Source organism: Pseudomonas hefeiensis, from assembly GCF_030687835.1.
GTDB lineage: Bacteria > Pseudomonadota > Gammaproteobacteria > Pseudomonadales > Pseudomonadaceae > Aquipseudomonas > Aquipseudomonas hefeiensis.
Genome location: NZ_CP117449.1, coordinates 60,493 through 73,611, shown reverse-complemented (window position 1 = coordinate 73,611; position 13,119 = coordinate 60,493). Strand labels below are relative to the sequence as shown.

The following is a 13,119-nucleotide window of genomic DNA, read 5'->3' as shown; positions in this document are numbered from 1 at the left end:
CGCGGTCCAACACTCGCTAAAGGAACTCACATGGAATGGCTGACCAACCCGGAAATCTGGGTTGCCTTCTTAACCCTGACCGCCCTGGAAATTGTCCTGGGTATCGATAACATCATCATGATCTCTCGATCCTGGTCAGCCGCATGCCCAAGCACATGCAGGCACGCACCCGGATCTTCGGTCTGGCCCTGGCCATGGTCACGCGGATCCTGTTGCTGCTGTCCATCACCTGGGTCATGCGCCTGACCGCCGACCTGTTCGAAGTGTTCGGCCAGGGCATCTCCGGTCGTGACCTGATCCTGTTCTTCGGTGGCCTGTTCCTGCTGTGGAAAAGCTCCCAGGAGAATGTACCACGCGCTGGAAGGCGAAGATGAAACCGGCGAGACGCCTACGGGCAAGGGCGGTAGCTTCATCTACACCATCGTCCAGATCGCGATCATCGACATCGTGTTCTCCCTGGATTCGGTCATCACCGCCGTGGGCATGGTCTCCCATGTACCGGTGATGGTCGCGGCAATCGTCGTGGCGGTGCTGGTGATGATGCTGGCGGCGGGCACCATCAGCGCGTTCATCGACAAGCACCCGTCGCTGAAAATGCTGGCGCTGTCGTTCCTGCTGGTGGTCGGCACTGTGCTGATCGCTGAGTCCCTGGACGTGCATGTGCCAAAAGGCTACGTCTACTTCGCCATGGCGTTCTCCCTGGCGGTCGAAGCGTTCAACATCAAGATGCGCACGGCCATGGCGCGCAAGCGCAAGCAGCAAGATCCAGTGAAACTGCGTAAGGATATGCCGGGTCAGTAATGACGTTGGGCATTTGAACGAAGGGGCTCATTGGAGCCCCTTTTTCATGCCGGTATGAAAGTGGCCTGGTGCATGACCTGTGGGAGCGGGCTTGCTCACGAATGCATTCTGTCAGGCGACACAGGATTGGCTGCTCTGGCCTCTTCGCGAGCAAGCCCGCTCCCACAGGTCCGCGTTTGCCTGATCGATACAGGAGTCTTCAAGTTCGTCGAGGTATTTTTTATGACAGTTTTGTTTCAATCGATTCTTTAGCTGTGCAATGCTGGCGCTCGAACCGTTGGCCAACTACAGCTTAAGTACAACGAAGAAAAATGTGGCACCGTCAATTGGTCCCTTTGGGACGCTAACAGGGGGCTTCTCATGCTGACCCTGCTCAACTTGCTCTCTGCCGTGGCCCTGCTGATCTGGGGCACGCACATCGTCCGTACCGGCATTCTGCGGGTCTATGGCACGAACCTGCGCCATGTCATTGGCCAAAACATGTCCAGACGCTGGCTGGCTTTCGTCGCAGGCATCATGGTCACTGCCATGGTCCAGAGCAGCAATGCCACGGCCATGCTCGTCACTTCGTTCGTCGGCCAGGGCCTGATGGCACTGACCCCTGCCCTGGCGACCATGCTCGGCGCCGATGTCGGCACGGCGCTGATGGCGCGAGTACTGACCCTGGACCTGTCGTGGTTATCGCCGCTGCTGATTTTCCTCGGGGTGATTTTTTTCCTGTCGCGCAAACAGACCCGCCTGGGGCAAATGGGCCGGGTCGGCATCGGCTTGGGCCTGATCATCCTGGCGCTGCAATTGATTGTCGAAGCCGCCGCGCCCATCACCCAGGCCCAGGGCGTGAAAGTGATCTTTGCCTCGCTGACCGGTGACATCCTGCTCGATGCGCTGGTCGGTGCGCTGTTCGCGATGATCTCCTATTCCAGCCTCGCCGCCGTGCTGCTGACCGCGACACTGGCCGGCGCGGCGGTGATCAGCCTGCCGGTGGCCATCGGCCTGGTGATCGGCGCCAACATCGGCAGCGGCGTGCTGGCCTTTCTCAGCACCAGCATGCAGAACGCCGCCGGCCGCCAGGTGGCGCTGGGCAGCTTGCTGTACAAGCTGATCGGCCTGTTGTTGATCATTCCAGTGCTCGATCCGCTGGTGGGCTGGCTGGACGGCCTGGATTTCAGCCACCAGGAAACGGTGATCGGTTTTCACCTGCTGTACAACACCGTGCGCTGCCTGGTGCTGCTGCCCAGCGTCGGGCCGATGGCCAGGCTGTGTGCCTGGCTGCTGCCGGAGCGTCCAGACACCAATGGCACGGCCAAGCCCCGCCACCTGGACCTCACCGCCCTCGCCACGCCGAGCCTGGCCCTGGCAAACGCCGCCCGGGAAACCCTGCGCATCGGTGATCTGATCGAAAACATGCTCGAAGCCATGCTCGACGTGCTGCGCGGCGGGCAGACGGCTGTCACCCAACAAGTACGAAGCATGGGCGATGACGTCGAGGCGCTGTGCAGCGCTATCAAGCTGTATATGGCCCAAATGCCCCGTGAGGACCTCAGTGAACAGGACAGCCGCCGCTGGGCGGAAATCATTGAGCTGGCGATCAACCTGAATCTGGCCAGCGACCTCATCGAACGCATGTTACGCAAGGTCCAGCAGCAGAAAACCGCGCAACGTCGGTCCTTTTCCGAGGTTGGCCTGGAAGAGTTGGCGGCGCTGCACAGCCAGTTGATCGCCAATCTGCGGCTGGGATTGTCGGTGTTCCTCAGTGCCGACCCGGAGAGCGCACGTCAGCTGTTGCGTGAGAAACGTCGCTTTCGAGCGCAGGAAAGACGACTGGCCCATGCGCACGTCAGCCGCCTACAGCGAAAGATCGTACAAAGCATCGAGACCAGCTCCCTGCACCTTGAGCTGATCGCCGACATGAAGCGCCTCAACTCGCTGTTCTGCGGCAGCGCCTACGCGGTGCTGGGGGCGTCCGAGACCGGTGCGCTCGCGGTTGATGAAATTTCCGACATCACCCATTCGCCTTGAACGACTGGCGCATTGCTCAGTCAGTAAGATTGGCCTGGGCTTAAACCCTTCGCACGCAAACCGGCCCCACATCGCCAAGGAAATACATCCGGCTCGATGTGGGGCGCGAAATTGCTTGCGATATCGACCTGCCCGGCACATGGACCTCCAATCAGCCGCCAGGAAGCTCGCTATGCGTTGTCTGTTGCTCGCCGTTCTTTTGCTCGGTTCTGTGCCAGTGGTCGCGCTGGATCGATTCCAGGTCGAAGGCTATGCGCTACCCAACGGTATGCAACTGCTGCTCAAGCCGGGCAGCGAGCGCGGGCACGTGGCGATCCGGCTGGTGGTGGGCGTGGGGCTGGACGACTTCAACTGCGCCGACAAGGAACTGCCCCACCTGCTGGAGCATTTGCTGTTCAGCGGTGTCGATGACGGCGGCGAAGGCGGGCTGGAAGAGCGCATGCAGGCGCTGGGCGGCGAGTGGAATGCCTTCACGAGCAACGCCGACACCACATTCGTTATCGAGGCACCGGCAAGCAATCAACGCAAGGTCCTGGACCTGTTGATGGCACTGCTGACCCGTACCCGCATCGATGACAACGCCCTGCAGGCGGCCAAACGTGTGGTGGAACGCGAGGATGGCGGTCATTACACCCATCTGCAACGCTGGCTCGACCATCAGGACCTGGGCCACAAGGCGGGCAATCAACTGGCAGTGGAATTGGGGCTGCGCTGCGCTGAGCGGGCCGAAGTCGGGCACCTCACCCTTGCCAGGATCGAGCAGGCACGCAAGGCCTGGTATGCCCCGAACAACATGACGCTGATCGTGGTTGGCGACCTGGACCGGTTGCTACCGGCCTATCTGGAACGGACCTTCGGCGAACTGGAACCGGTCGAGCCCAGCGCTCACGCAGCGTTGCCGCAGATCCGCTACAGCGCGGTCACCAAGCGTAACCTGATGCGCGGCCTGGTGGGCAATAGCGCCAAGCTTCATTGGCTGTTTCCGGAGCCGGTACTGCAACAGCAGCACGACGAAACCTTCGACCTGCTCAAGGACTATCTGGACTGGGCGCTCTATCGCCAACTGCGCCTGGCCCGTGGCCTGTCCTACGGGCCGTGGGTGGAGCGAGAGGTGTTTGGCGGCGTTGGCTTCTTCAGCCTGAACGCGGACCTTGCCCGCGAGGACCTGCCCCAGGCCGAACAAGCGCTGGAGCAAATGCGCACCACGTTGCTCAAGGATGGCCTGGACCCGGAGAGTTTCGTGCGTATCAAACGAGCCGCCATCGCCCATCAGTCCTGGGCGGTTCAAGGCAACAGCGCGCTGGCCGATTACTATTGGAGCGCCCTGGGCGATTACGACGACGGCCGCTTCACCAATCCGGCCGTGCGCCTTCAGGCAGTGAGCCTGGAACAGGCCAACCAGGCCCTGCGTGAACTGCTCAAGGACCCGGGATACCTGCGCATCGAGAAACCATTGCTCGGCGACGATGAACTGGTTTGGGGGGTGAGCGGTTTGCTGGGGTTGCTGCTGGTCCTGGTCGGCTGGAGATTGCGTCGCAGGGTTTAGAGCGCTCGTCACATCGATGTCCTGGCGATACTCTGTCAGGGATATTTCCTACGACTGACTGCGAACTGCCGAATGCCGAACCTGACTCATTACATCCAGCGCCTTCTTGAATTGATGAAGCGCTATCCAGGAGTCATCGCACTCGGTGGTTTCATCTCCGGGATCGGCAGTTTCATGCTGGTGGACCGCCAGCAGGGCCTTGCGACCTGGATCGCCATCATCATGCTGGTGAGCTGGGTCTGGCTGATGCTGGAGAATAGTCTGACCCGGCTTTTTGCCCGCATCTTCAAACGGGAAATCCCCCAGCCGCTGCTGCGTTACGCCACGCAGATGATTCACCAGGAAAGCCTGTTTTTCGTCCTGCCGTTCTTTTTCATCACCACCACCTGGAACAGCAGCCAGGTGATTTTCACCGGCCTGCTGGCGGCCTCGGCGCTGGTCTCGATCATTGATCCGCTGTACTACAAATGGCTGGCGCCCCGGCGCTGGGCGTTCCTGGCGCTGCACACGTTGACGCTGTTTGCCGCCCTGCTCACTGCGCTGCCCATCATCCTGCACCTGACCACCGACCAGAGCTTCAAGCTGGCCCTGGGCACTGCCATGCTGTTGTCGTTCCCCAGCCTGGCCTCGATCTTTCCGATCCGCACCGTGCGCAACGCCCTGGCGATTCTGTGCATCACGGTGGGGATCGGCGCCGCCGGGTGGCTGCTGCGCTCCTGGGTGCCGCCGGCAACCTTGTGGATGACCGAAGTGGCGATCAGCACCCAGTTGCAAGACCGCACGCCGGGCGCCAGCCTGAAGGAAGTCACCGCTGCCCAGATCCGCGGCAATGGCCTGTATGCCTACACCGCGATCAATGCGCCGCGGGGCCTTGATGAGCGGATCTATCACGTCTGGCAATTCAACGGCAAAGAAGTCGATCGCATCGCCCTGGACATTCATGGCGGACGCAAGGAAGGCTATCGCGCCTGGACCCACAAGCAGAACTTCCCGGAAAACCCCACGGGTAAATGGCAGGTGCGGGTGCTGACGGAAAATGGTCAGGTGATTGGTGTATTGCGTTTCAAGGTCAGCGGTGCGCTCGAGCCTGAGGCAAAATAATGCCGCTCGTGCTATTAGGTAACACTTTCGAGCCGAACGAGCATGGCGCTTATGACCTCTAGCACTCTTGCTGGCAGTGCCCGACTGGATCAGTCTCGCGCTCCGGCGCAGCTATGGATCAGCGGCGACTGGACACTGGCTCATTACACGCAACTCAAGCGCTTGAGCGACTCGCTGCGCGGCCAGTACGACGACGACACGCTGATCGACCTCAACGGCTTGGGTGCCCTCGACACCGCCGGCGCCTCATTGCTGGTGGAACTGCTAGGCACCGAGCGGCTGGGCAAGACCGCCGAGCATCGCGATTGCACTTTGTCGTCCGCCGATCGGGCACTGTTGCAGACGGTCTATTGCTCGCTGACCGACTTCTGCGTGCCGATCAAAGAGCCGAGAGTGAGTGTCGCGACCCAGTTGTTGATACGCATCGGTCGAGCCGTGGACAAGGTCTGGCAAGACACCCTGCAATTGCTGGGCTTTGTCGGCTTGATCCTTGAAACGCTGGCCAAGGGTCTGTTTCGCCCTAAACGCTGGCGCATTACCCCAATGGTTGTTCACATCGAACAGACGGGGCTGGACGCGGCCCCTATCGTCGCCCTGCTGACTTTTCTGGTGGGCGCGGTGGTGGCGTTTCTCGGGGCGACGGTGCTGGCCGATTTCGGCGCCAGTATTTTTACCGTGGACCTGGTGGCGTTCTCGTTTCTGCGCGAATTCGGCGTGTTGCTGACTGCGATTCTCATGGCCGGTCGCACCGCCAGCGCGTTCACCGCGCAGATCGGCTCAATGAAGGCCAACGAAGAAATCGACGCGATTCGCACCCTGGGCCTCGACCCCATCGAGTTGCTGGTGGTGCCGCGAGTGCTGGCGCTGTTGGTGGCGCTGCCGATGCTGACTTTTGTGGCCATGCTCTCGGGTATTGTCGGCGGCGGAGTGGTGTGTGCCCTGTCGCTGGATATTTCTCCGGCGATGTTCCTGACGCTGTTGCAGTCGGACATCGGCGTCCAGCATTTCTTGGTGGGAATGGTGAAGGCGCCGATCTTTGCCTTCCTGATTGCTGCGGTGGGATGTCTGGAAGGCTTCAAAGTCAGCGGCAGCGCCGAGTCTGTTGGGGCTCACACCACCTCCAGCGTGGTGCAGTCGATTTTTGTGGTGATCGTGCTCGACGCGGTGGCGGCGCTGTTTTTCATGGAGATGCAATGGTGAGTCGACCTTCCAGGCCGCCCACCGAGGCGGTGATTCAGGTACGTGGTTTGTGCAATCGCTTTGGCCCGCAGAGCGTGCATGAGAACCTCGACCTGGACGTATACAGGGGCGAGATCCTCGCCGTGGTCGGCGGTTCCGGCAGCGGCAAATCAGTGCTATTGCGCAGCATTGTCGGCTTGAACCGGCCCAGTGAAGGGACCGTGCGAGTGTTCGGCCAGGACCTGCCGAGCCTGCCCCAGGCACAGCGCTCGCAAGTGGAACGACGCTTTGGGGTGCTGTTTCAGAAAGGCGCGCTGTTTTCTTCGCTGACCGTGACAGAGAATGTCGCCCTGCCACTGATCGAACACGCCGGGCTCAGCCGGGCCGATGCCGAGCATCTGGCGGCGGTGAAACTGGCGTTGGCCGGGCTGCCGCTATCGGCAGCGGACAAATACCCCGCCTCGCTGTCCGGCGGCATGATCAAGCGTGCAGCCTTGGCCCGGGCGCTAGCCCTGGACCCGGACATTCTGTTTCTCGACGAACCCACCGCCGGCCTCGACCCCATCGGCGCGGCTGCGTTCGACCAATTGATCCTGACGCTTCGCGACGCCTTGGGCTTGAGCGTATTTTTGGTCACCCATGACCTGGACACCCTCTACACCATCAGCGACCGGGTGGCGGTGCTGGCCCAGAAAAAAGTGCTGGTGGCCGACGTCATCGACAAAGTGTCGGAAACCGACGATGCGTGGATTCATGAGTACTTCCACGGCCCTCGCGGCCGCGCGGCCTTAACGGCCGCGACACAATTGAACGAGGTCTGACATGGAAACCCGAGCCCATCATGTATTGATCGGCCTGTTCACCGTGATCGTGGTGGTCGGCGCCCTGCTGTTTGGGTTGTGGCTGGCCAAATCCAGCGTGGACAGCGAATTCAAGTATTACGAAGTGGTGTTCAACGAAGCGGTCAGCGGCTTGTCCAGAGGCAGCTCGGTGGAGTACAGCGGCATCAAGGTCGGAGACGTCGTCAATCTGCGCCTGGACCCGAACGACCCGCGCCGGGTACTGGCACGGGTCCGTTTGAGTGCTGAGACACCGGTCAAGCAGGACACTCAGGCCAAACTGGCACTGACCGGCATCACCGGCACCTCGATTATCCAACTCAGCGGCGGCACCCCCAATAGCCCGCCACTGACCGGGCAGGATGGTGAGCCACCCGTGATTATCGCAGCGCCCTCGCCCATTGCCCGCCTGCTGAACAACAGCGATGACCTGATGACCAGCATCAACCTGCTGCTGCATAACGCCAACGAGGTATTTTCCTCGGACAATGTCCAGCGGCTGGGCAAGACCCTTGAACACTTGGAGCAAACCACCGGGGTCATCGCCGATCAACGCGGCGATATTCGCCAGGCCATGCAGCAACTGGCATCTGTCGGCAAACAGGCCAGCGCCACCCTGGAGCAGACTACGGCATTGATGCGCAGCGCCAACGGTCTGCTCAACGATCAGGGCAAGGAGGTCATGAACAGCGCAGACCAGGCCATGCAATCACTGGCCCGCAGCACCGCGACCCTCGACAAACTGCTCAACGACAATCGCGACGCGCTGAACAATGGCATGCAGGGGCTCAATGCCCTGTCGCCGGCCGTGCGGGAATTGCGCGACACCTTGAGCGCGCTGCGGGGTATTTCCCGGCGCCTGGATGCCAACCCCAGCGGCTATTTGCTGGGCAATGACAAGAACAAGGAGTTCACGCCATGAAGCCGTTTGATCGATTCGTCCGCCCTATCCTCTTGCTGGCAGGATGTGTCCTGATTAGCAGTTGCTCGATTCTGCCCCAGGCCGAGCCCTCAAACGTCTATCGCTTACCCGCGACGCAGGCGCCCGCAGCCCCGGGCACGCCCGTGAAGTGGTCGTTGCGCCTGGCCAGCCCGCAGGCCAGCGAAGTGCTCAACAGCCCTAAAATAGCGGTCATTCCCCACGGCAATCTGTTGAGCAGCTACGCAGCCTCACGCTGGAGCGACCCGGCACCGGTGTTGCTACGCAATCGCTTGCTCGATGGCTTCGCACAGGATGGACGTGTCGGGCTATTGAGTGTCGCCGACAGCAACTTGCAAACGGATCTGGAGTTGGGTGGCCAGTTGCAGGCTTTCCAGACCGAATATCAAGGTGCAGGAGCCAGCGTGGTGATTCGCCTGGACGCATTGCTGGTGCGGGGGTTTGACCAACGCATCCTTGCCAGTCATCGTTTTGAAGTCCGCCAGCCCTTGAGCGACGTGCAAGTGCCGGCGGTGGTGCAGGGTTTTGGCCAGGCCAGCGATCGGCTGACGGCCGAGGTTGTGAACTGGACGGTGGAACAAGGCCAGCGCCTGGCGATCCCCGCACGCCCCTAAAGGCCCGTCACTGCAATCCGGGCCGGTGGCAAGGCTATTGGGCTCAACCAAAGAACCAGTAGCAAACGCCGATCGCCGCCACGACTCCGCTGAACTCGGCCAGCAGCGCGCAGCCCACCGCATGCCGCGCCCGCTGGATACCCACGGCGCCGAAATACACCGCCAGCACATAGAAGGTGGTTTCGGTGCTGCCCTGAATGGTCGCGGCCACCAGCGCGGGGAAGCTGTCCACGCCGGAAGTCTGCATGGTTTCGATCAACATCGCCCGGGCGGCACTGCCGGAGAATGGCTTGACCATGGCGGTCGGCAAGGCGTCGACGAAACGGGTGTCCCAGCCGGCCCATTGCACCAGGTGCCGAATGCCGTCCAGACCGAAGTCCAGCGCCCCAGAAGCCCGGAGCACGCCAATGGCGCACAGCATCGCCACCAGGTACGGCAGCAACGTCTTGGCGACGTCAAAGCCCTCTTTGGCGCCTTCTATGAAAGCTTCATAAACCTTGACCTTGCGTAGCGCGCCTACCACCAGAAACAGGATGATCAAGCCGAACAGCGTCAGGTTGCCGAGGATCGAAGACAGCCCGGCCAGCGCCGTGGCTGAGAGCGTCGCCAGCAGCGCCATGAAACCGCCCAGTACCAACGCACCCGGAACCAGATAAGCCAGCACTATCGGGTCCCACAGGCGCAGACGCTGCATGAAGGCTACCGACAGCAGCCCCACCAGGGTTGAGGCGCTGGTGGCCAGCAGGATCGGCAGGAACACCAGGGTCGGGTCCGGCGCGCCTTGCTGGGCGCGATACATGAAAATAGTCACCGGCAACAGCGTCAGTGATGACGCATTGAGCACCAGGAACAGGATTTGTGCGTTGCTGGCGATGGTCGGGCTGGGGTTCAAGTCCTGCAGGGCACGCATGGCCTTCAGGCCGATCGGGGTCGCAGCGTTATCCAGCCCCAGGCCGTTGGCCGCGAAGTTGAGGGTAATCAGGCCGATCGCCGGATGGCCCGCCGGCACCTCCGGCATCAGCCGCAAAAATAAAGGCCCGAGCGCCTTGGCCAGCCAGTCGACAATTCCGGCCTTTTCGGCGATCCGCAGAAACCCCAGCCACAGGGTCAAGGTGCCGAATAGCAGGATCATCACCTCCACCGACAGCTTGGCCATGGCGAAGATGCTTTCGACCATGGCGGCGAAGATCCCGGCGTTACCACCGATCAGCCACTGCGCCAGCGCCGACACGGCTGCCACGATAAAGAAGCCAAGCCACAGGCCATTGAGCATCGGTTAAGTCCCCCGGAAGATGCCGCGAATGATAGCGGGGCTGGCAGAAACGACAAACCCCGGATTTCTCCGGGGTTTGCTTGGCTCCCACAGGGTCATGTGTGTCAGCGGCTGGAAACTTCCCCCGCCGGCAGCGGCTCTTTGCTGCGCCAGTGGGGCAGGGAGTTCCAGTAGCGTTGGCCCTTGGCATCGTCGTACATGCCTTCCCAGCGGGAAATGACCAGCACGGCCAGGGCATTGCCGATCACGTTCAGCGCGGTACGGGCCATGTCCATGATGCGGTCGACACCGGCGATGAACGCCAGACCTTCCAGCGGAATACCGACACTGCCCAGGGTCGCCAACAGCACCACGAAAGAGACACCCGGTACGCCGGCGATGCCTTTGGAGGTCACCATCAAGGTCAGCACCAACAGCAATTGCTGGCTGATGGACAAATCGATGCCGTACAACTGAGCGATGAAAATCGCCGCGATGCTCTGGTAAAGGGTCGAACCGTCAAGGTTGAACGAATAACCGGTCGGCACCACGAAGCTGCAAATCGCCTTGGGTGCGCCGTAGGCTTCCATTTTCTCGATCACGCGTGGCAACACGGTTTCGGAGCTGGCGGTGGAGTAGGCCAGCACCAGCTCATCCTTGAAGATGCGCATCAGTTTGATCACGGAGAAGCCGAACAGACGGGCAATCAAACCCAGCACCATGAAGGCGAAGAAGGCGATGGCGAAGTAAACCAGGATCACCAGCTTCGCCAATGGCAGCAAAGATGCGAAACCGAAGTTGGCGACCGTCACCGCGATCAGCGCGAATACGCCGATCGGAGCGTAGTTCATGATCATGTGGGTGACCTTGAACATGCTTTCCGAGACGCCCTGGAACATTTTCACCAGGGGTTCACGCAGGTCCGATTGCAGGCTGGACAGCCCCAGGCCGAACAATACGGAGAAGAAAATGATCGGCAGCATCTCGCCACGCGCAACCGCCGCGAAGATGTTCGACGGAATCAGATTGAGGATGGTCTGGATGAACGCATGTTCATGCTGCACCTCGGCGGCCGTGGCCTGGTACTTGGAAATGTCCACCGTTCCCAAGGTACTCATGTCAATGCCGCTGCCCGGCTGGAAGAAGTTGGCCAACAGCAGGCCAACAACGATGGCAATGGTGGTGACGATTTCGAAGTAGAGGATAGTCTTGAGACCGATACGCCCGAGTTTCTTGGCGTCGCCAACCCCGGCAATACCGACGATCAGCGAGGAAATCACAATCGGGATCACGATCATCTTGATCAGACGAATAAAGATATCGCCTGCCGGTTGCAGTACGTTGCTGATCCACCAGGCTTTCTCGGCACTGAAATGGTTGAGCAACGCGCCAATTGCAATCCCGAGCACCAGACCGATGAGGATCTGCCAGGCGAGGCTTAGTCTTGCCTTCTTCATATCTTTACCCTTACTTCAGTTTGACTCGGGCAACTGCCACAAACTGAACCACCCGATGGCGATACGAATGCGTGCCGCTGCCCCCCATGTAAAGTCACCCCGAGTACGCGCCACAGGCGCACTGGCAGGCGAAAAAAGGCGCAACTATTGCGACGTGAAGGTGGGGCGTCTAATGCCGTAAACGCCTACCCTATGCCGAATCGGCATGAGGCTTGAGAAATGAAACGTCTGTAGCAATGGGTGCGAATACGCCATTTCGGCAGGCAAAAGTGCCGTGAACCGGCCATTTCAGCGCAGCAGGCTTTTTACCCTGCATCGCAAAAACCGATCAAAGGACAGAAGAATGAAGGACCCTCAAGAGGGCGGACCGGCCGGATAAATCTCCGATATACGGTCGGGCGCGGAGGAATGGAGCAGCATTGAAAAACGATAGCGGTGCGGGGAGGGTGGCGCAGACGCCAGGATAGCCAACCGCTCTGGCATGAACTTTACAAGGCACGAAGCTCCACGCAAGTTCGCCAGTCACCATGACTTTGCGAACCTGCGTGGAAGCTTTTTCCTGACCTGGCCCTTTCGCAGGCACCCCTTGTGCCCGTAGGTCACTGCGCCCTGAAACGGGCAGAGCGTCCCGGCCCCCTGGTCATGCATCAGCCCTCTTCGGACGGTGCAGAGGAGAAAAGCAGAGTGCTTTTCTCGCTTTCAGAATCAGTACCAGTTCGGATCTTTTTTGAGTTGTTCCATTAACAGTTCTTGCATACCTTCATCGGGATCGCCGAGGAAACGGTAATCGGCATGACGCGTCGGCGACTTGTCGGCCGGAAGTCCCGCGGGGACTTCAACCAGCAATGCATACGCCTCGTCCTTGTCGAAACTGAAGGCGACGAACAAGCGCTTGCTGCGGCACGTCGCCTGGGTTTCGCACAACGGACCGACCAGGTATTTATCGCCATCTTCCTCAACAGCATTCATCTGTTGCGAATCGCCTGACAGGTTCATCACCCATTCCGGCAGGCGTTCTTCCTTTTTAACCACTTGCTGCCAAGTCTCGACATATTGCGGGTCGGCCTTAAGCAATTGATTGACCCGCATCTGTCCGTCGTTGGCCGCCATGGCCATGGCGCTGCCGCCCAGCAACAGGGCGGCGGCCAGTCCCTTATATCTAACACTCATGGTCAGCCTCGGCCGCGACGGCCAAAGAAGAACGAAGCGATGAACATCACCAGGAACACGACAAAGAGAATCTTGGCGATGCCCGTGGCGGTGCCTGCGATACCACCGAAGCCCAGTACTGCGGCGATGATGGCAATGATCAGGAAAGTAATTGCCCAGCTCAACATGGTGATTCTCCTTACGCTTTTCTATTTAGTTTGG

11 protein-coding genes and 1 pseudogene are annotated in these 13,119 nt (G+C 60.4%); 8 read left to right on the top strand and 4 right to left on the bottom strand.

Going from position 1 to position 13,119, the window contains the following annotated elements; translation table 11 throughout:
• The first annotated feature begins 30 nt into the window (after positions 1–30).
• The 8 genes and pseudogenes from PSH57_RS00320 (at position 31) to PSH57_RS00285 (ending at position 9,039) form a co-directional block, all read left to right on the top strand.
• Positions 31–801 (top strand): annotated as a pseudogene (locus PSH57_RS00320) (TerC family protein).
• Positions 802–1,161: 360 nt separating this feature from the next.
• Positions 1,162–2,820: a Na/Pi cotransporter family protein gene (locus tag PSH57_RS00315; RefSeq protein ID WP_305387144.1), complete on the top strand. Its 1,659-nt coding sequence runs from the start codon at positions 1,162–1,164 to the stop codon at positions 2,818–2,820.
• Positions 2,821–2,992: 172 nt separating this feature from the next.
• Complete coding sequence (locus tag PSH57_RS00310) at positions 2,993–4,366, top strand: M16 family metallopeptidase (protein ID WP_305387142.1); 1,374 nt, start codon at positions 2,993–2,995, stop codon at positions 4,364–4,366.
• Between the two features lie 72 nt (positions 4,367–4,438).
• Positions 4,439–5,467 (top strand): DUF5924 family protein, encoded by a 1,029-nt coding sequence (locus tag PSH57_RS00305; RefSeq protein ID WP_305387140.1) that lies wholly within the window; start codon positions 4,439–4,441, stop codon positions 5,465–5,467.
• A 51-nt stretch (positions 5,468–5,518) separates the two neighbouring features.
• A complete protein-coding gene (locus tag PSH57_RS00300; protein ID WP_305387138.1) occupies positions 5,519–6,667 on the top strand; it encodes an ABC transporter permease in 1,149 nt (382 codons plus the stop codon).
• Positions 6,661–7,467, top strand: a complete 807-nt coding sequence (locus PSH57_RS00295) for an ABC transporter ATP-binding protein (protein WP_305387136.1) — start codon at positions 6,661–6,663, stop codon at positions 7,465–7,467. The genes PSH57_RS00300 and PSH57_RS00295 overlap by 7 nt, the downstream gene beginning before the upstream one ends.
• A 1-nt stretch (position 7,468) precedes the next feature.
• Positions 7,469–8,407, top strand: coding sequence for an MlaD family protein (locus PSH57_RS00290; protein ID WP_305387134.1), 939 nt, complete (start codon positions 7,469–7,471; stop codon positions 8,405–8,407).
• Positions 8,404–9,039 carry an ABC-type transport auxiliary lipoprotein family protein gene (locus tag PSH57_RS00285; RefSeq protein WP_305387132.1) on the top strand — a complete coding sequence of 212 codons (636 nt, stop codon included), beginning with the start codon at positions 8,404–8,406 and terminating at the stop codon, positions 9,037–9,039. The genes PSH57_RS00290 and PSH57_RS00285 overlap by 4 nt, the downstream gene beginning before the upstream one ends.
• Before the next feature lie 43 nt (positions 9,040–9,082).
• Here the strand turns inward: PSH57_RS00285 and PSH57_RS00280 are convergent, their stop codons facing one another.
• From PSH57_RS00280 to PSH57_RS00265, 4 genes are all read right to left on the bottom strand, one after another.
• Entirely contained in the window at positions 9,083–10,312 is a 1,230-nt protein-coding gene (locus PSH57_RS00280; RefSeq protein ID WP_305387130.1) for a nucleoside recognition domain-containing protein, read from the bottom strand.
• A 104-nt stretch (positions 10,313–10,416) separates the two neighbouring features.
• Positions 10,417–11,748, bottom strand: a complete 1,332-nt coding sequence (gltP, locus tag PSH57_RS00275) for a glutamate/aspartate:proton symporter GltP (protein ID WP_305387128.1) — start codon at positions 11,746–11,748, stop codon at positions 10,417–10,419.
• Positions 11,749–12,453: 705 nt separating this feature from the next.
• On the bottom strand, positions 12,454–12,918 hold the full coding sequence (locus PSH57_RS00270; RefSeq protein WP_305387126.1) for an inhibitor of vertebrate lysozyme family protein: 465 nt from the start codon (positions 12,916–12,918) through the stop codon (positions 12,454–12,456).
• A gap of 2 nt (positions 12,919–12,920) precedes the next feature.
• On the bottom strand, positions 12,921–13,085 hold the full coding sequence (locus PSH57_RS00265) for a DUF1328 domain-containing protein (protein WP_003177151.1): 165 nt from the start codon (positions 13,083–13,085) through the stop codon (positions 12,921–12,923).
• Positions 13,086–13,119: the final 34 nt, after the last annotated feature.